Origin of the sequence: Streptomyces inhibens, from assembly GCF_003389455.1 — a bacterium.
In the GTDB taxonomy this organism is placed as follows: Bacteria; Actinomycetota; Actinomycetes; order Streptomycetales; family Streptomycetaceae; genus Streptomyces; species Streptomyces inhibens.
Genome location: NZ_QUAC01000089.1, coordinates 1 through 16,648, shown reverse-complemented (window position 1 = coordinate 16,648; position 16,648 = coordinate 1). Strand labels below are relative to the sequence as shown.

The 16,648-nt window shown below is 71.0% G+C and carries 20 protein-coding genes, 1 tRNA gene and 1 pseudogene; 5 read left to right on the top strand and 17 right to left on the bottom strand.

Annotation, left to right across the window (positions count from 1 at the left end):
• Positions 1–44: 44 nt before the first annotated feature.
• The 3 genes from argH to DY245_RS12310 all read right to left on the bottom strand — a co-directional run.
• A partial coding sequence (gene argH, locus DY245_RS12320; protein WP_244942995.1) for an argininosuccinate lyase occupies positions 45–1,480 on the bottom strand: 1,436 nt, incomplete at its 3' end.
• A gap of 88 nt (positions 1,481–1,568) precedes the next feature.
• Complete coding sequence (locus DY245_RS12315) at positions 1,569–2,762, bottom strand: argininosuccinate synthase (RefSeq protein WP_128506622.1); 1,194 nt, start codon at positions 2,760–2,762, stop codon at positions 1,569–1,571.
• A 117-nt stretch (positions 2,763–2,879) separates the two neighbouring features.
• Positions 2,880–3,257, bottom strand: a complete 378-nt coding sequence (locus tag DY245_RS12310) for a DUF488 domain-containing protein (protein ID WP_181923645.1) — start codon at positions 3,255–3,257, stop codon at positions 2,880–2,882.
• Positions 3,258–3,411: 154 nt separating this feature from the next.
• On the opposite strand from DY245_RS12310, the gene DY245_RS12305 reads away from it, so the two are divergent.
• Positions 3,412–3,485: transfer RNA gene (locus DY245_RS12305), tRNA-Pro, on the top strand.
• A 145-nt stretch (positions 3,486–3,630) separates the two neighbouring features.
• On the opposite strand, the gene DY245_RS46175 is transcribed toward DY245_RS12305, so the two are convergent.
• From DY245_RS46175 to DY245_RS12270, 8 genes are all read right to left on the bottom strand, one after another.
• Positions 3,631–3,978 (bottom strand): type 2 periplasmic-binding domain-containing protein, encoded by a 348-nt coding sequence (locus tag DY245_RS46175; protein WP_244942999.1) that lies wholly within the window; start codon positions 3,976–3,978, stop codon positions 3,631–3,633.
• Complete coding sequence (locus DY245_RS46170; RefSeq protein WP_244942998.1) at positions 3,869–4,276, bottom strand: substrate-binding domain-containing protein; 408 nt, start codon at positions 4,274–4,276, stop codon at positions 3,869–3,871. The genes DY245_RS46175 and DY245_RS46170 overlap by 110 nt, the downstream gene beginning before the upstream one ends.
• 173 nt (positions 4,277–4,449) lie before the next feature.
• A complete protein-coding gene (locus DY245_RS12295; protein WP_128506618.1) occupies positions 4,450–4,992 on the bottom strand; it encodes an arginine repressor in 543 nt (180 codons plus the stop codon).
• An 8-nt stretch (positions 4,993–5,000) separates the two neighbouring features.
• Entirely contained in the window at positions 5,001–6,236 is a 1,236-nt protein-coding gene (locus tag DY245_RS12290) for an acetylornithine transaminase (protein ID WP_128506616.1), read from the bottom strand.
• Positions 6,233–7,162, bottom strand: a complete 930-nt coding sequence (gene argB, locus DY245_RS12285) for an acetylglutamate kinase (RefSeq protein ID WP_128506614.1) — start codon at positions 7,160–7,162, stop codon at positions 6,233–6,235. Before argB ends, DY245_RS12290 begins: the two co-directional genes overlap by 4 nt.
• Positions 7,159–8,331, bottom strand: a complete 1,173-nt coding sequence (argJ, locus tag DY245_RS12280) for a bifunctional glutamate N-acetyltransferase/amino-acid acetyltransferase ArgJ (protein WP_128506612.1) — start codon at positions 8,329–8,331, stop codon at positions 7,159–7,161. The genes argB and argJ overlap by 4 nt, the downstream gene beginning before the upstream one ends.
• A complete protein-coding gene (gene argC / locus DY245_RS12275; protein WP_128506610.1) occupies positions 8,328–9,356 on the bottom strand; it encodes an N-acetyl-gamma-glutamyl-phosphate reductase in 1,029 nt (342 codons plus the stop codon). Before argC ends, argJ begins: the two co-directional genes overlap by 4 nt.
• A gap of 111 nt (positions 9,357–9,467) precedes the next feature.
• Positions 9,468–9,659: a DUF1059 domain-containing protein gene (locus tag DY245_RS12270; RefSeq protein ID WP_128506608.1), complete on the bottom strand. Its 192-nt coding sequence runs from the start codon at positions 9,657–9,659 to the stop codon at positions 9,468–9,470.
• Between the two features lie 121 nt (positions 9,660–9,780).
• Here DY245_RS12270 and DY245_RS12265 point away from each other — a divergent pair, with 121 nt between their 5' ends.
• Together DY245_RS12265 and DY245_RS12260 are read left to right on the top strand one after the other, a co-directional pair.
• Positions 9,781–10,869, top strand: coding sequence for a class I SAM-dependent methyltransferase (locus DY245_RS12265; protein WP_128506605.1), 1,089 nt, complete (start codon positions 9,781–9,783; stop codon positions 10,867–10,869).
• Between the two features lie 88 nt (positions 10,870–10,957).
• Complete coding sequence (locus DY245_RS12260) at positions 10,958–11,707, top strand: helix-turn-helix transcriptional regulator (protein WP_128506603.1); 750 nt, start codon at positions 10,958–10,960, stop codon at positions 11,705–11,707.
• Between the two features lie 20 nt (positions 11,708–11,727).
• On the opposite strand, the gene DY245_RS12255 is transcribed toward DY245_RS12260, so the two are convergent.
• Positions 11,728–12,273: a PadR family transcriptional regulator gene (locus DY245_RS12255; protein WP_181923644.1), complete on the bottom strand. Its 546-nt coding sequence runs from the start codon at positions 12,271–12,273 to the stop codon at positions 11,728–11,730.
• A gap of 194 nt (positions 12,274–12,467) precedes the next feature.
• On the opposite strand from DY245_RS12255, the gene DY245_RS12250 reads away from it, so the two are divergent.
• On the top strand, positions 12,468–13,442 hold the full coding sequence (locus tag DY245_RS12250; RefSeq protein WP_128506599.1) for an alpha/beta hydrolase: 975 nt from the start codon (positions 12,468–12,470) through the stop codon (positions 13,440–13,442).
• Positions 13,443–13,550: 108 nt separating this feature from the next.
• Positions 13,551–14,003 carry a YybH family protein gene (locus tag DY245_RS12245; RefSeq protein WP_128506597.1) on the top strand — a complete coding sequence of 151 codons (453 nt, stop codon included), beginning with the start codon at positions 13,551–13,553 and terminating at the stop codon, positions 14,001–14,003.
• 10 nt (positions 14,004–14,013) lie between these two features.
• Here DY245_RS12245 and DY245_RS12240 read toward each other — a convergent pair whose 3' ends face one another.
• From DY245_RS12240 to DY245_RS12220, 5 genes and pseudogenes are all read right to left on the bottom strand, one after another.
• Positions 14,014–14,367 carry a DUF4333 domain-containing protein gene (locus DY245_RS12240; RefSeq protein ID WP_128506594.1) on the bottom strand — a complete coding sequence of 118 codons (354 nt, stop codon included), beginning with the start codon at positions 14,365–14,367 and terminating at the stop codon, positions 14,014–14,016.
• A 5-nt stretch (positions 14,368–14,372) separates the two neighbouring features.
• The gene (locus DY245_RS12235) at positions 14,373–15,104 is read right to left on the bottom strand and encodes a hypothetical protein (RefSeq protein WP_128506592.1); all 732 of its coding nucleotides are present in this window, start codon (positions 15,102–15,104) and stop codon (positions 14,373–14,375) included.
• Between the two features lie 223 nt (positions 15,105–15,327).
• Positions 15,328–15,897: a histidine phosphatase family protein gene (locus DY245_RS12230; protein ID WP_128506590.1), complete on the bottom strand. Its 570-nt coding sequence runs from the start codon at positions 15,895–15,897 to the stop codon at positions 15,328–15,330.
• Between the two features lie 43 nt (positions 15,898–15,940).
• The gene (locus DY245_RS12225; protein WP_128506588.1) at positions 15,941–16,393 is read right to left on the bottom strand and encodes a GNAT family N-acetyltransferase; all 453 of its coding nucleotides are present in this window, start codon (positions 16,391–16,393) and stop codon (positions 15,941–15,943) included.
• A 73-nt stretch (positions 16,394–16,466) separates the two neighbouring features.
• A pseudogene (locus DY245_RS12220) lies at positions 16,467–16,648 on the bottom strand (PLP-dependent aminotransferase family protein); the annotation flags it as partial.

Below are 16,648 nucleotides of genomic sequence, written 5' to 3'. Positions count from 1 at the left end.
TCCTGCTGCGTCACCAGATCGGCCCGCACCTCGGCGAGCTGGANTACGGCTGCTTCTTGGCCGCCGCCCACTCCTGCTGCGTCACCAGATCGGCCCGCACCTCGGCGAGCTGGACCGCCACCGCCGAGGGGGCGGTGCCGCCGCGGCCGCTGCGCGAGGCGAGCGCGCCGGGGACGTTGAGGACGTCGCGGACCTCAGGGGTCAGATGTGGCGAGATCTTGGCGAACTGCTCGTCGGTGAGCTGGTCCAGCTCGATGCCGTGCGCCTCGCACTCCTTGACGCACTCGCCCGCGACCTCGTGCGCCACCCGGAACGGCACGCCCTGCTTGACCAGCCACTCCGCGATGTCGGTGGCCAGCGAGAAACCGGCCGGGGCCAGCTCTTCCATCCGCTCGCGGTTGACGGTCAGGGTGGCCATCATGCCGGTGAACGCCGGGAGCAGCACCTCCAGTTGGTCACAGGAGTCGAAGACCGGCTCCTTGTCCTCCTGCAGATCCCGGTTGTACGCCAGCGGCAGCGCCTTGAGCGTCGCCATCAGACCGGTCAGATTGCCGATCAGGCGACCGGACTTGCCGCGCGCCAGCTCCGCGATGTCCGGGTTCTTCTTCTGCGGCATGATCGACGAGCCGGTCGAGAAGGCGTCGTGGAGGGTGACGAAGGAGAACTCCTTCGTGTTCCAGATGATGATCTCCTCGGCGATCCGGGAGAGGTTCACGCCGATCATCGCGGTGATGAAGGCGAACTCGGCGACGAAGTCCCGGGAGGCCGTCCCGTCGATGGAGTTCCCCACACTGCCGTGCTCGAAGCCGAGGTCCGCGGCGACCGCCTCCGGGTCGAGGCCGAGCGAGGAGCCGGCCAGCGCGCCCGAACCGTACGGGGAGACGGCGGTGCGGTCGTCCCACTGCCGCAGCCGCTCGGCGTCCCGGGACAGCGACTGCACATGCGCCAGCACATGGTGGGCGAAGAGCACCGGCTGGGCGTGCTGGAGATGGGTGCGGCCCGGCATCGCAACGTCCGGGTGGGCCTCGGCGAGAGAGACCAGCGCCTCCTGGAGGTCGGCGATCAGCCCGCCGATGATCCGGGCGTGGTCGCGCAGATACATCCGGAAGAGCGTGGCGACCTGGTCGTTACGCGACCGGCCGGCCCGCAGCTTGCCGCCGAGGTCCGGGCCGAGCCGCTCCAGCAGCCCGCGCTCCAGAGCCGTGTGCACGTCCTCGTCGGCGACGGTGCCGGTGAACGAGCCGTCGGCGACATCCGCTTCGAGCTGGTCGAGCCCGGCGAGCATACGGGTCAGCTCGTCCTCGGTGAGCAGGCCCGCCTTGTGGAGCACCCGGGCATGCGCACGGGAGCCGGCGATGTCGTACGGGGCCAGCCGCCAGTCGAAGTGGACGGACGCCGACAGCTGGGCCAGCGCCTCTGCCGGGCCGTCGGCGAAACGGCCGCCCCACAGCCGTACGTCACCGCTGTTTCCGTTGCTCACTTTGCTCTGCTCCTCAAGGCTGTCGATGTGCCGCCGCCTCCCCGCGAAGGCAGGGAGGCGGTCGTCGTACGGAAGTAACGAGACGGGCTCAGGCCAGGTCGCGCTTGGCCGCGATCTTGCTCGACATCCCGAAGAGCTCGATGAAGCCCTTCGAGAGCGACTGGTCGAAGGTGTCGCCGGTGTCGTACGTCGCCAGGTTGAAGTCGTACAGCGACTGGTCGGACCTCCGGCCGGTGACGACCGCCCGGCCGCCGTGCAGGGTCATCCGGATGTCGCCGCTGACCTGCTGGTTGGCCTCGTTGATAAAGCCTTCCAGGGCCCGCTTGAGCGGCGAGAACCACAGGCCGTCGTAGACCAGCTCGCCCCAGCGCTGCTCGACCTGCCGCTTGTAGCGGGCCAGTTCGCGCTCGACGGTGACGTTCTCCAGCTCCTGGTGCGCGGTGATCAGCGCGAGGGCACCGGGCGCCTCGTACACCTCACGGGACTTGATGCCGACCAGCCGGTCCTCGACCATGTCGATCCGGCCGATGCCCTGGGCGCCGGCCCGCTCGTTGAGCTGCTGGATGGCCTGCAGGACGGTGACGGGCTTGCCGTCGATGGCGACCGGGACACCTTCCTTGAAGGTGAGGATGACCTCGTCGGCCTCCCGGGGGGTCGCCGGGTTCTGGGTGTACTCGTACACGTCCTCGATCGGCGCGTTCCAGATGTCCTCCAGGAAGCCGGTCTCCACGGCCCGCCCGAAGACGTTCTGGTCGATCGAGTACGGCGACTTCTTGGTCGTCGCGATCGGCAGGTTCTTCTCTTCGCAGAAGGCGATCGCCTTGTCCCGGGTCATCGCGTAGTCACGGACCGGCGCGATGCACTTCAGGTCGGGGGCGAGGGAGGAGATGCCGGCCTCGAAGCGAACCTGGTCGTTGCCCTTGCCGGTGCAGCCGTGGGCGACGGTGGTGGCGCCGTGCTTCTTGGCGGCGGCGACCAGGTGCTTGACGATGGTCGGCCGGGAGAGGGCGGAGACCAGCGGGTAGCGGTCCATGTACAGAGCATTGGCCTTGATCGCCGGGAGGCAGTACTCATCGGCGAACTCGTCCTTGGCGTCCGCGACCTCGGCCTCGACCGCACCGCAGGCAAGCGCACGCTTGCGGATGACGTCCAGGTCCTCGCCACCCTGGCCGACGTCCACGGCAACGGCGATGACCTCGGCGCCCGTCTCCTCGGCGATCCAGCCGATGCAGACAGAGGTGTCCAGTCCGCCCGAGTAGGCGAGTACGACGCGCTCGGTCACGGGTTTCTCCTTACGGTGCATTCACTGATGAGCATAAGTATGCACTCCACCGTATGTTTCGTCAATGCATCGGTGAACATGCAGGTCAGCGACGGGCCAACGGCGCAGCGCAGGCTCTCACGCCCCCTCCCTCAGCACATCGAGCAGTACGGTCACATGGCCGGCCGACACCTCCTTCGTCGCCGTCAGCAGCGTCAGCGGCCCCTTTGCGGCGAGCTCCCGCAGCCGCCCCAGGGCCCGCTGCGCCGTCTCCTGTGCCAGCTCCTCGCGATAGCGCTCGGCGAACCGCTCGAACCGCTCCCCCTCATGGCGGTACCAACGGCGCAGCTCGGACGAGGGCGCCGCGTCCTTGCACCATTCGGTGAGCAGCGCGTCCTCCTTGGACAGCCCGCGCGGCCACAGCCGGTCGACCAGCACCCGCGCCCCGTCCGCCGGCTCCGGCGGCTCGTACACCCGGCGCACCCGGATAGCGTCATTCGTCGACATTTCGCCCATATCTTCATCGAATCACGGAAACAAGGGCCCCGCCGAGACCCTCTCCACGCCCCCGGAGAGGCACTCCGGGGGACCCGCTTTGGATTCATGGCCCGGGACAGGGTATTTTTCTTCTGCACACCCCGGCCGGGAAACTTCCGGCCGGTTCGAGCACCGGGACGTGGCGCAGCTTGGTAGCGCACTTGACTGGGGGTCAAGGGGTCGCAGGTTCAAATCCTGTCGTCCCGACGGTGCGAAAAGGCCCGCTGATCCGGGAGAAATCCCAGATCAGCGGGCCTTTTGCGTTGCCCGCACGGCTCGGAGAGGCCGGCCGTGCGGACAACGGGAACTCACCATCCGTCAGCCGGCCCGTCCGCCGGCCGCCACATCGGCATCACGACAGCGTGCCGATCTCGCCGCGGACCCTTTCCACGACAGCGGCCGGGAGCGTGGCATAGCCCTGGAAAGTCAGGTTCTCCTGGCCCTTCCGGCTGGCCATATACGTCAGAAACGCCTTGGTGGCGGACCATGTCGCCGGTTTGTTGCCCTTGTCGCAGACGATCTCGTAGGTGACCACGTCGATCGGGCAGGCCCCCGGGACCTTGGTCCGGTAGTCGAGCTGGAGCAGGAGGTCATTGCCGGTCCCGACGGTCTTGGCGCCGGCGATCGCGTGGGAGGCGGCGATCACATTGACGTCCACCGGGGACGGCGCGCCGGTGTCGATCGAGACCGTACGGATCATGCGCGTGACCGCGGCCGCCCTTGGCCGTCCACTCCTTGCTGTGCGGATACGGCCAGTCGCCCGGGGCGGTGGCGCCGAGGTACGCGGTGAAATTGTCCGTCGTGCCGGAGGAGTCGGCGCGGTGGAACGTCCGGATCGGCGTCGACGGCAGCGTGACGCCCTTGTTGAGCCGGGCGATCGCCGGATCGTTCCAGCGCGTGATCCGCCCATTGAAGATCTTGGCGAGTGTGCGGGCGTCCAGCAGCAGCCGGTCGACCCCGTGAAGGTGGAAGCCGACCGCGATCGGTCCGCCGACCATCGGCAGGTGGATCGCGTGACCACCACCGGAACAGACCCTCCGGGAACGGGCCACCTGGTCGGCTCCTTCCTGCGGGACCGGGCCCGGCCGGCGCAGCACAGAGGGTTGTCAGACCTCCGTCACTCTATGCATGCATGTGAGCACTTTTGGCCACTCCGGGCCGGTCGGGTGCCTCAGTGCGCCTTCTGCGCCAGCCGCAGCAGATGGTCGGCCAGCGCCTGGCCGCCCGACGGGTCGCGGCTGATGAGCATCAGGGTGTCGTCGCCCGCGATGGTGCCGAGGATGTCGTGCAGTTCGGCCTGGTCGATGGCCGAGGCCAGGAACTGGGCGGCGCCCGGCGGGGTGCGCAGGACGACGAGGTTGGCGGACGCCTCGGCGGAGATGAGGAGTTCGCCGGAGAGGCGGCGCATCCGCTCCTCCTTGGCCGACTCGCCCAGCGGCGCCCGCGGTTTGCGGTCGCCGCCCTCACTGGGCACCGCGTAGATCAGCTCACCACCCGTGTTGCGGATCTTCACCGCGCCCAGCTCGTCCAGGTCGCGCGAGAGCGTCGCCTGGGTGACGGACAGGCCGTCGTCGGCGAGCAGCTTGGCGAGCTGGCTCTGGGAGCGGACCGCCTGCCGGTTGAGGATGTCCACGATCCGGCGGTGGCGGGCGGTGCGGGTCTGCGGGACGGCCTGGCCGCCGTTGTGCACCTCGTTGTCCTGCGGCTCGGTCATCGTTGTCGTCAGTCTCCGGATCGTTGTTCCCCGTCGGTCCCTTGCCGGGCCGCGTCGAGGACGGCGGGGAGCTTCCGGAGGAACACCTCCGCTTCGTCGTCGGAGACGATCAGCGGCGGGGCGAGCCGGACGACGTCCGGCGCGACCGCGTTCACCAGGAGGCCCGCGTCCTGAGCCGCCTGCTGCACCTTCGGCGCGAGGGACTCCGTCAAGACGATACCCAGGAGGAGGCCCGCACCGCGGACCTGGCCGACCAATGGGTGCCCGAGCGCTTCGATTCCGCCCCGCAGTTGCTCGCCCACCCGCTTGACGTGGTCGAGGATGCCGTCGGCCTCGATGGTGTCCAGAACGGCGAGGGCGCCCGCGCAGACGACCGGGTTGCCGCTGAAGGTCGAGCCGTGCGAGCCGGGGGTGAGCAGGTCGGCGGCGGGGCCGAAGGCGAGGGTGGCGCCGATCGGGAGGCCGCCGCCCAGACCCTTGGCGAGGGTGATGATGTCGGCCTCGACGCCCTGGGCCTGGGACTCCAGCCAGTGTCCGGTCCGGCCGATGCCGGTCTGGATCTCGTCGAACACGAGCAGGGTGCCGGTGGCGGCGGTGATCTCGCGGGCGGCCCGGAGGTAACCGGGCGGCGGCACGACGACGCCGTTCTCGCCCTGTACGGGCTCCAGGATGACGAAGGCGGTGTCGGTGGTGACGGCGGCCCGGAGCGCGTCCACATCCCCGTACGGGACATAGCTGACGTCGCCGGGCAGCGGGGCGAACGGGGCCTGCTTGGCGGGCTGGCCGGTGAGCGCGAGGGCGCCCATGGTCCGGCCGTGGAAACCGCCGGCGGTGGAGACCATGTGGATGCGCCCGGTCAGCCGGCCGATCTTGAAGGCGGCTTCGTTGGCCTCGGCGCCGGAGTTGGAGAAGTAGACCCGGCCGGGGCGTCCGGCGAGGGCGAGCAGGCGCTCGGCGAGGGCCACGGTGGGCTCGCTGACGAAGAAGTTCGAGACATGGCCGAGGGTGGCGACCTGGTCGGAGACGGCGCGGACCACCGCGGGGTGGGCGTGGCCGAGGGCGTTGACCGCGATGCCGCCGAGGAAGTCGAGGTACTCCTTGCCGTCGGCGTCCCACACCTTGGCGCCCTCACCGCGTACCAGCGGGATGCGGGGGGTGCCGAAGTTGTCCATCATGGCGCCCTGCCAGCGCCGGGTGAGGCCCGCGTTGGTGGCCGGGCCGTTGGTGTGCGCCGCGTCGCTCATGTCGCCCCCTCGATGGTGTTGGCGTCCGGCACGACCATCGTGCCGATGCCTTCGTCCGTGAAAATCTCCAGCAGGATCGAGTGCTGGACCCGCCCGTCGATGACCCGGGCGGTGTGCACACCGTTGCGGACGGCGTACAGACAGCCCTGCATCTTGGGGACCATGCCACTGGCCAGGTCGGGCAGCAGCTTCTCCAGTTGGGTGGCGGTGAGGCGGGAGATCACCTCGTCGCTGTTCGGCCAGTCCTCATAGAGGCCCTCGACGTCGGTGAGCACCATCAGCGTCTCGGCGCCGAGCGCCGCGGCCAGCGCGGCCGCCGCGGTGTCCGCGTTGACGTTGAAGACGCCGGGTGCGCCGGCGGCAGTGTCCTCGTCGTCGTTGCTGCGGGCGATGGAGGAGATGACCGGGATCCGGCCGTCGTCCAGGAGCGCCTGGACCGCACCGGGGTCGATGGCGGTGATCTCACCGACCCGGCCGATGTCCACCCGCTCGCCGTCGACATCGGCGTAGTGCTTGGTGGCGGTCATCAGATGGGCGTCCTCGCCGGTCATGCCGACGGCGAGCGGGCCGTGTTCGTTGAGCAGTCCGACGAGCTCGCGCTGTACCTGGCCGGCCAGCACCATCCGTACGATGTTCATCGCCTCGGGCGTGGTGACCCGCAGACCGCCCTTGAACTCCGATTCCAGGCCGAGCAGATCCAGCTGGGCGCTGATCTGCGGGCCGCCGCCGTGCACGACGACGGGGCGCAGTCCGGCGTGCCGCAGGAAGACCACGTCCTGGGCGAAGGCGCGCTTGAGCTCCTCGTCGATCATGGCGTTGCCGCCGAACTTGATGACGACGGTCTTGCCGTGATGCCGGGTCAGCCAGGGCAGCGCCTCGATGAGGGTGCGGGCCTTGGGGAGCGCGGTGTGCTTTCGCGTACTCATGACGAGTACGCGCTGTTCTCATGGACGTAGTCGGCGGTGAGGTCGTTGGCCCAGATGACCGCGGACTCGGTGCCGGCGGCGAGGTCGGCGGTGATCCGCACCTCCCGGTAGCGCATGTCGACCAGATCGCGGTCCTCGCCCACGGAGCCGTTCTTGCAGACCCAGACGTCGTTGATGGCGACGTTCAGCTGGTCGGGCTCGAAGACGGCGGAGGTGGTGCCGATGGCGGAGAGCACCCGGCCCCAGTTGGGGTCCTCGCCGTGGATGGCGCACTTGAGGAGGTTGTTACGGGCGATGGAGCGGCCGACCTCGACCGCGTCGTCCTCGCTGGCCGCGCCCACGACCTCGATCCGGATGTCCTTGCTGGCGCCCTCGGCGTCCCCGATCAGCTGCCGTGCCAGGTCATCGCAGACCGTGCGGACCGCCTCGGCGAACGCGGCGGCCTCCGGCACCACGCCGGAGGCGCCGGACGCCAGCAGCAGCACCGTGTCGTTGGTGGACATACAGCCGTCGGAGTCGACCCGGTCGAAGGTGGTCCGGGTCGCCGCGCGCAGCGCCGTGTCGAGGTCGGCTGCCGGCAGATCGGCGTCGGTGGTCAGCACGACGAGCATGGTGGCCAGACCCGGCGCGAGCATGCCGGCGCCCTTGGCCATCCCGCCGACGGTCCAGTTGTCCTGTGTGACGACCGCCGTCTTGTGCACGCTGTCGGTGGTCTTGATGGCGATGGCGGCCTTCTCGCCGCCGTGCTCGCTGAGTTCGGCCGCGGCCTGCTCAACTCCCGGCAGCAGCTTGTCCATCGGGAGCCGGATACCAATCAGTCCCGTGGAGGCGACCGCGACCTCTCCGGCGCTGTGTCCGTCGAGCACCTCGGCGACCTTCTCCGCGGTGGCGTGGGTGTCCTGGAAGCCGAGCGGGCCCGTACAGGCGTTGGCGCCACCGGAGTTGAGGATCACCGCGGAGACCCGGCCGCCCTTGAGGACCTGCTCGGACCAGACCACCGGGGCGGCCTTGACGCGGTTGGAGGTGAAGACGCCGGCGGCGGCCAGTCGCGGCCCGTTGTTCACCACGAGGGCGAGGTCCAGGTTGCCGCCGCTTCCATTGGCCAGAGGGGCCTTGATCCCGGCGGCGATGCCCGCTGCCGTGAATCCCTTTGCTGCCGTGACGCTCACGGTGCGACTCCGATCGTCGAAAGCCCGAGCTCCTCGGGGAGCCCCAGGGCAATGTTCATGCTCTGCACCGCGCCGCCGGCGGTGCCCTTGGTGAGGTTGTCGATGGCGCTGATCGCGATGATCCGGCCGGCCGCCGCGTCGAACGCGACCTGGATCTGGGCGGCGTTGGAGCCGTACACGGCGGCGGTCGACGGCCACTGCCCCTCGGGCAGCAGCCGTACGAACGGCTCGTCGGCCAGCGCCTTCTCGTACGCGGCCCGTACGGCGGCGGCGTCCACACCGGGCTTTGCCTTCGCCGAGCAGGTGGCGAGGATGCCGCGGGACATGGGCGCCAGGGTCGGGGTGAAGGAGACGCTGATCCGCTCGCCGGCCACCGCGCTCAGGTTCTGGATCATCTCGGGGGTGTGCCGGTGCCCGCCGCCGACGCCGTACGGGCTCATCGAGCCCATGACCTCGGAGCCCAGCAGATGCGGTTTGAGCGCCTTGCCCGCGCCGGAGGTGCCGGTGGCCGCGACGATCACGGCCTCGGGCTCGGCGAGCCGGTCCGCGTACGCGGGGAAGAGCGCGAGCGAGACGGCGGTGGGGTAGCAGCCCGGGACCGCGATGCGCCGGGTCCCCTGCAGTGCGGCGCGGCCTCCGGGCAGCTCCGGGAGGCCGTACGGCCAGGTGCCCGCGTGGGCCGAGCCGTAGAACGTCTCCCAGTCGGCGGCGTCGTCGAGCCGGAAGTCCGCGCCGCAGTCCACGACGAGCACATCGGGCCCGAGCTCCTCGGCGACCGCGGCAGACTGGCCGTGCGGCAGCGCGAGAAAGACGACATCGTGGCCGGCCAGTACCTCGGCCGAGGTCGCCTGGAGCTCCCGGTCGGCCAGCGGAAGCAGATGCGGCTGGAGCGATCCCAGGCGCTGCCCGGCGTTGGAGTGCCCGGTCAGCGCGCCGATCTCCACCTCCGGGTGCCCCAGAAGCAGACGCAGCACTTCACCCCCCGCGTATCCGCTCGCACCGGCCACTGCTGCTCGTACCGTCATGGGCCCTCCTCCTTGATGGCATGACTATACGGATAGTGGCAGTTTTATGCAATGACTTCCGGCATGGCGAGAGCGCCGCCCCCTCAGGGGCGGCGTCGTCCCCGCCGTGACTCAGGCGTGCTGCGGAACCTCGTCCTTCAGCATCGTCCTGATCTGCTGCCGCAGCTCGGGGCTGTCCGTGTGTCCGTGGACGGATACGGCGTGCTCGCTGGCGGCGCGGACCACTTCGTCCTCCTCGCCGGTGATGACGAGGGTGCAGTTCACTTCGCTCGGGTAGTCCCTGCAGTCGACCTTCTTGCGCATGGCACACCTCCTCGTCTCCCAGTGTCGGCCGGTTGCCCCGACCCGCCGTATACGGCGAATCCCGTATGGCGCGAGGGGTGGCCGCACTGCTGCAGTGGAAGAGGACGAGGAGGTGAGAGCCATGGCGATGCCCGCCGACGTCACCTCTGAAGCTGCCGTGGACCAGGACCGGGTGAGGGAGTTCCTGGAGAAGGTGATCACCGACGGCGGCGCCGCGGTCGCCGGTCTGTGCACCTCGCTCGGCGACCGGCTCGGCCTGTACACGGCCATGGCCGGCGCAGGCCCGCTCACCTCCGCACAGCTCGCGAACCGTACCGGCCTCGTCGAACGCTATGTACGCGAGTGGCTGGCCGCCCAGGTGGCCGGCGAGTACGTCACCTACGCGCCCGACACCGACACCTATCAGCTGCCCGACGAGCACGCCGCCGTCCTGGCGGACCCGGAGCTGCCCACGTACGTGGCGGGCTTCTTCACCGTGATGCAGGCCGTCTACGCCACCGAGGACGCCCTCATGAACGCCTTCCGCACCGGGGAGGGCGTCGGCTGGGAAGAGCACGGCCCGGCGCTGTTCGCCGGCACCGCGAAGTTCTTCCGCCCCGGTTATGCGGCCGCGCTGGTCCCGGAGTGGCTGACCGCGCTGGACGGTGTGGTGGAGAAGCTGGAGCGCGGCGCACGGGTCGCGGACGTCGGGTGCGGCTACGGCTACTCCACGACGCTCATGGCGCAGGCCTTTCCCCGCTCGCACTTCCAGGGCTTCGACTTCCACCGTCCGTCCATCGAAGCGGCCCGCGGCATCGTGGCCGAGCAGGGACTGGGCGACCGGGTCAGCTACGAGGTCGCCGGCGCCCAGGACTTCCCCGGCGAGGACTTCGACCTGATCACGTTCTTCGACTGTCTGCATGACATCGGCGACCCGGGCGGCGCGCTGCACCACGCCGAGCAGGCCCTGGCCGAGGGCGGGACCTGCATGATCGTGGAGCCGAACGCCTCGGCGAACGCGCAGGAGAACGCCAACCCCGTCGGCCGGGCGCTGACCGCCGCCTCGGTCGCCGTCTGCCTGCCGTCCGCGCTGGCCCAGCACGGTCCGCAGGCACTGGGAAACCACGCGGGTGAGGAGGCGATGCGGGAGATCGCCGACGAAGCCGGACTCCATCACTGGCAGCTCGCCGCCGAGAGCCCGGTCAACCGCGTCTATGCCGTCGGGCGTTAACAACGCCTGACGCGCCCGGCCGGTCTTCCCCCGGCCGGCCGGGTGGCCCTCGCTTGACTGACCTCTGCCCCCTCGTCACGCTGGGAACATGAGCGCGGCCGCGGAGGTCGGCCTGCGACGCATTCTGGCCGTCGTGGACCTCCTGTTGGATGCCGTCGACGAGGAGACCCTCGTTCCGGCACTGCTTCCGCTGCTGCTCGGCGCGGTTCCCGGCGACAGCATCATCTGGGCACCCCGCGCCGGGGAGAGCGACCGCCCGCTCACCCTGCCGGCCGGCCTCCTGACCGACGATGTCCGGGCAGCCTTCGCCCGTGAGTCGGCCACCGACTCCCTCGTCCGGCACACCACCCTCGGCCCCGGCACCCCGATGCGGCGCTCCACCCTCCAGACCCGCAGCGAATTCCACGCCCTCGCCGCCTATACCGATGTCTACCGGCTGTTCGGCGCCGAGCAGCAGCTGGCGATGTCGTTCCCCGCGGGCTATGCCGCGGGCGTGCCGCGCAAGGTGTGTGTGGCGATCAGCCGCCGCGACAGCGACTTCTCCGACGACGATGTGGCGGCCGCCGCGCTGCTGCGCACCCGGCTCAGCCGCGCCCTCAACCGGCTCGCCCCGCCGGAGCCCGGGCCGCCCCTCGTCACCCGCCGCGAGTCCGCCGTACTCACCCTGCTCGCCCGCGGTCTGACCAACCAACAGATCGCCCACCGCCTGGCGATCAGCCCGCGCACCGTCGACAAACATCTGGAGCACGCCTACGCGAAGCTGCGGGTCGGCAGCCGGGTCGAGGCGGCGAACGCCTGGCTGACCCGCGAGCCGGCGGCGCTGCGGCCGGCACGGTAGCGGCGTACGGGCCGGCCGGCTCAGTCGTCGAGCCGGTCCGGATCGGCGGCCACCGACTCCCAGAATTCGGCATGGGCCCGCTCGTGCAGCACGCCGAGCCGCAGCAGCCGGGCCCGCGAGCGCTGCCGGGAATCCTGCGACGGATCGAGCGCGCCCCGCAGCGACGCGTAGTGGGCGAGCCACTTGCGGTGGCGTTCGGCCTGCCGGATGGCCAGCGCGACGATGTCGGCGGGTTCGCCGAGGTCGGCGAAGAAGAGCTTCAGCTGCGCCGGGTCGCGGGTCTCCGCCTCGGCGGTGTCCGGGTCGGCCAGCCAGCGGTCGAGGGCCGTGCGCCCCGCGTCGGTCAGATGGAAGATCCGCCGCCGACGGCCCGCCTCCTCGGCCTCCTCCCGGAGGAGGCCGTCGCGCGCCAGCTCCGGCGGGATCCGGTAGAGCTGCGCATGCAGGATCGGCCAGAAGGGCTGGATGTCGTCCTCGACCCGGGCCTTGAGCTCGTACGGCGTCATCGGCCCGTGCCGGGCGATCAGACCGAGCACGACGTACCGCGCCGGGCTGTACTCCGCCATCCTCGGCTCCTCACTCCCCTTGACACCATCTCGTTGAGACCATACCTTCCCTCTCGTCGAGACCATATCAATGAGATGGTGAGACTTCGGCGATCAGGCATCGGTCAGTCGGTGATCGACCGGTGGCCGCTGAACAGCTCTTGCGAAACAGCCTTTGCGGAACAGCTCTTGCTGCCCGAGAACGGGGAAAACGAATGAGCGCCCTCACGCGCGCACAGCTCCACCACGACCACATCCATCCGGAACTGGCCGAAACCTTCGCCGCGTTGCCGCCGCGGCCCGAGAACCCGTACGCCGACATGGAGGCTCTCCGCGCCGGCTTCCGGGCGCTGATGGCACCGCGGATGCCCGCACACGACCCCCGGATCACCATCCGGCACACCTCCCTCACCGGGCCGGACGGCAACACCGTCGACGTCCAGGTGCTGCGCCCCGCCGGCGCCGAGGGCGTACTGCCGGGTGTGCTCTACATCCACGGGGGCGGCTTCGCGTACGGGGAGCTGGACGGGCCGAGCCCGATGGCGCGCGACGCATGCGCCACGGCCGGAGCGGTCGTGGTCAATGTCCACTACCGGCTGGCCCCCGAACACCGGTACCCGGCCGGCGTCGAGGACTGCTACGCCACCCTGGAGTGGATGGCCGCTTCCGCCGGTGAACTCGGCATCGACACCGAGCGGATCGCCGTCACCGGAGCGTCCGCGGGCGGCTGTCTGAGCGCCGCCGTGTGCCTGATGGCCCGCGACCGGCAGGGCCCGCGGATCGCCTTCCAGGGGCTGCTGATCCCCTGCCTCGACGACCGCGGCGGCAGCGCCTCGATGCGGCGGGTCCAGGACCGCCGCATCCTCAACGGGACCGGCACCCGGCACACCTGGGACACCTACCTGGGCGCCGACCGAGGCCCCGACGTCCCCGCGTACGCGGCGCCCGCCCGGGCCACCGACCTCTCCGGCCTCCCGCCCGCATACGTCCTCACCTGCGGAGCCGACCCCCTGCGGGACGAAGGGCTCGACTACGCCCGGCGTCTGACGGAGGCACAGGTGCCGGTCGAAGTGAAGGATGTGCCCGGCGCCTGGCATCTCTTCGAGGCGTACGCGCCCGAGAGCGAGCTGGCCCGCCGCACCACCGCGCACTGGCTGGGCGCGCTGCGCACCGCTCTGACGGACAGCTGACGGGGCGGCCGCCGGGGCCCGGGACGATGAGTTTCGGCCCGCGTCGCCGTCTACCCGTTGCACACCCATTCCGGAGCGCTTCGGCGCCGTTCAACGGGAGGAGCCCTCATGACCACCGACATCGAGCGGAAAACGGACGAGGCACGGATCCGGGAGCTGTTGGAGGACCGGGCGGCGGCGACGACGGACCGGGATGCGCGGCGGTTCCTCGGCCACTGCGCGCCGGAGGTCGTGGACTTCAGCCTCGCTCCCCCGCTACAGGTCAAGGGACCGGCAGCGCTGGACCGCGAGGCCGTCGAGGCCTGGTACGCGACGTGGGACGGCCCCATCGAGGTGTCGCTGACGCAGGTGGAGATCACCGTTGGCGACGATGTCGCCTTCGCCCACAGCATCAACCGGATGCAGGGGACGAAGACGGACGGCTTCAAGGTGGATCTCTGGAGCCGGGCCACCGTCGGCCTGCGCAGGATCGACGGCAGCTGGAAGATCACGCATGCGCACAGCTCGGTGCCGTTCCTGATGGACGGTTCCGGGCTGGCCGCGCTGGCTCTGAAGCCGTAGGACGGCCGGGTCAGGAGTGGCGGCGGTAGGTGACCTTGTTGTGCTGGACGCGGGTGACCTCGACGGTCAGATGGCGGTCCGGGCCGATGGGGAAGTGCGCCGTGCAGCGCACCTCGGCGTAGGGCACGGCCCGGAGGTCGCCGAAGCAGCGCACCGCGTCGGGACCGTTGCGGAACGGCAGGGTGAGCTGGCCGCTGATCATCCGGGCTATTTCGGTGCGCGGGACGGTGCGGGTACCGCGTTCGACCTCGCTGGTGGCGTCGCGGTCGCGCAGCCGGGCGGCGGCGAGGGCGAGCGCTCCCGCCACCGCGAGGGCGATGACGAGGCCGATGACGATGCCGCGCCGGGGCGGCTGCGGGATCACCGCCGTCAGCTCCGGGTGCCGCGGGCGCGCCGGCGGTGGGCGAGGGCTCCCCAGCCGGCCGCGCCCATCAGCAGCACGCCGCCGAGCGTCGTGGCGGCCGGGCCGGTGCCGGCCGCTCCGCCGAGGCCGGTGTGTGAGCCGCCCTGGGGGACGATCTCGTCGGCGTCGCCGGAGACGACCACGGTGCCGGTGTAGGTCTGGGGGCCGTCGCCGTGGTCGCTGTCGCGGTCCTTGCCGTGGCCGTCGCCGTGGTCGCCCGCCTCCTGGTGCACGTCCCGCGCGCTGTACGGGGCGCCGGACTCGTCGTCGTACGCCGCATGGCTCTGTTCCGCGCCCGCTCGGCCGCCGCAGGTGACGGTGACGGTGTAGGAACCGGGCGCCGTGCCCTCCGGCATGATCGCGGTGCCGCCCACCTGGTTGCTCAGGGTGGCCAGCTGCATGGTGGGGATGTCCGCGCTGTCGAAGGTGGCCTCGGCGGTGTCGCCCGAGCAGTTGCCGCCGTCGTAGACGGAGAAGGCGGCGCCCGGCGCCACCGGGTCGGGCTGGACGACCACCGCATGCGACGAGCTGCCCGCGGCGGGGGCGGCTTTGGCCACGGCGTCGGTGACCGCCCCGGCCACGGCATCGGTGGCGCCGTCCGTCGCGGCGTCGGCACCGTCACCGTCGCCGAAGAGCAGGACGGACACCGCGAGCGCGCCGGCCGCCAGCGCGTACAGCGGAATGTGGCGTATATGCATAACCCGAGAGAAGCGCCCGGCCGGGCGGTACGCACCTCGATCGTGTGCCGCGTCCGGGGCCAACTGCCGGGGACCGGGCCCGTCCGCGCGCCTTTCCCGCAGGTCACGCGATTGTCTGTGCCCCGTACAGCGGAGTGGCCGGGATGAGCCTTCCGGGTGGTGCGACGGGGCGGCCCCGTCGCACACCCTGACCTCGCGAAGGAGTCCGTGACCGCGTTGCGGCTCACGCCTCCAGCTGGAGGTCCCACTTGCCGGAGCGGCCGGTGAGCGTGGTCACCGACAGCGGCTGGACATCGATCCGCCAGTACGCGTGCGGCGGCGCCTGGAGCACATAGACCAGGGCGGCGCGGACGACGCCGGGCTCGGCGACCGCGAGGAGCCCGTCGGCGTCCTCGACGGGCCGGGTGTCCAGCCAGCCGCCGACGCGGGTGATGAAGGCCAGCAGCGATTCCCCGCCGTGCGGGGCGGAGCGCGGGTCGGCGAGCCAGGCCTCCACCGCGCGCGGCTCGGCGGCGGTCACCTCGCCCAGCGTACGGCCGCGCCAGCGGCCCATGTCGCAGTCGCGGAGCGCCGGCTGGGCGAGCGGGCGCAGTCCGAGCGCCTCGCCGGTTTCCCGGCAGCGCGCGGACGGCGAGCAGTAGCGCAGTTCCGCGGCGGCCAGCCGGCACAGGACAGGGGCCGCCCGTTCGGCCTCGTACCATCCGGCGGCGTCGAGCGGGCGGTCGTCGTCGAACCGCGTCTCCAGCAGCGAGGAGCTGCGGGCCGCGGCGAGCAGTTTGAGTCGAACGCTCATTCGCCGATGGTAAGAGCAGCACCGGCCGGACGACCCCGGTTGATCAGATATCGACAGGACCCGGGTCGATCAGCCCGAGGGTCATCCACTGTTCCGGGGACACCAGGCTGCGGAAGCCGACCTTCTCGTACACACCGTGGGCGTCCTTGGTGGCGAGTGTCAGCCGGCTCAGCCCGCTGGGCCCCATGTGATCGGCGATGGCCTCGACCAGGGCCGTGCCCAGGCCCTTGCCGCGGTCGTCGCGGCAGACATAGACATCGCAGAGCCAGGCGAAGGTGGCGTGGTCGGTGACGAGACGGGCGTATGCGGCCTGGCGGCCGGAACCGGACTCGTACAGGCCGAAGTTGAGCGAGCCCGCGACGGCGCGGTCATGCAGGTTCCGGGGGCGGTCCAGGGCCCAGTAGGCGTCGGTGGACAGCCAGTGGTGGACCAGGTCGGCGTCCAAGCGCGCCGGGTCGGTGGAGATCTCGTAGCCGTCGAGGGCGTGTTCGGTCATGCCCGGAGGTTGGCAGACGGGTGGGGGCGGCGTCGAACCGATAGGCCGGACCCATAGGCGGACGAGCGCCTGGTCAGTCCACCGGGACCGCCAGTTCCGTGCAGGCCGTACGGAGCCTGCGGATGCCTTCCGCGATGTCGCCGGTGCCGGCCGCGGCGGCGAAGCTCAGCCGGAAATGGGCGGCCGGCGGCTCGGCGGCGAAGGAGGGGCGGCCGGACGCGACCGCGACGCCGGCCCGCAGCGCCGCGCCGGCCA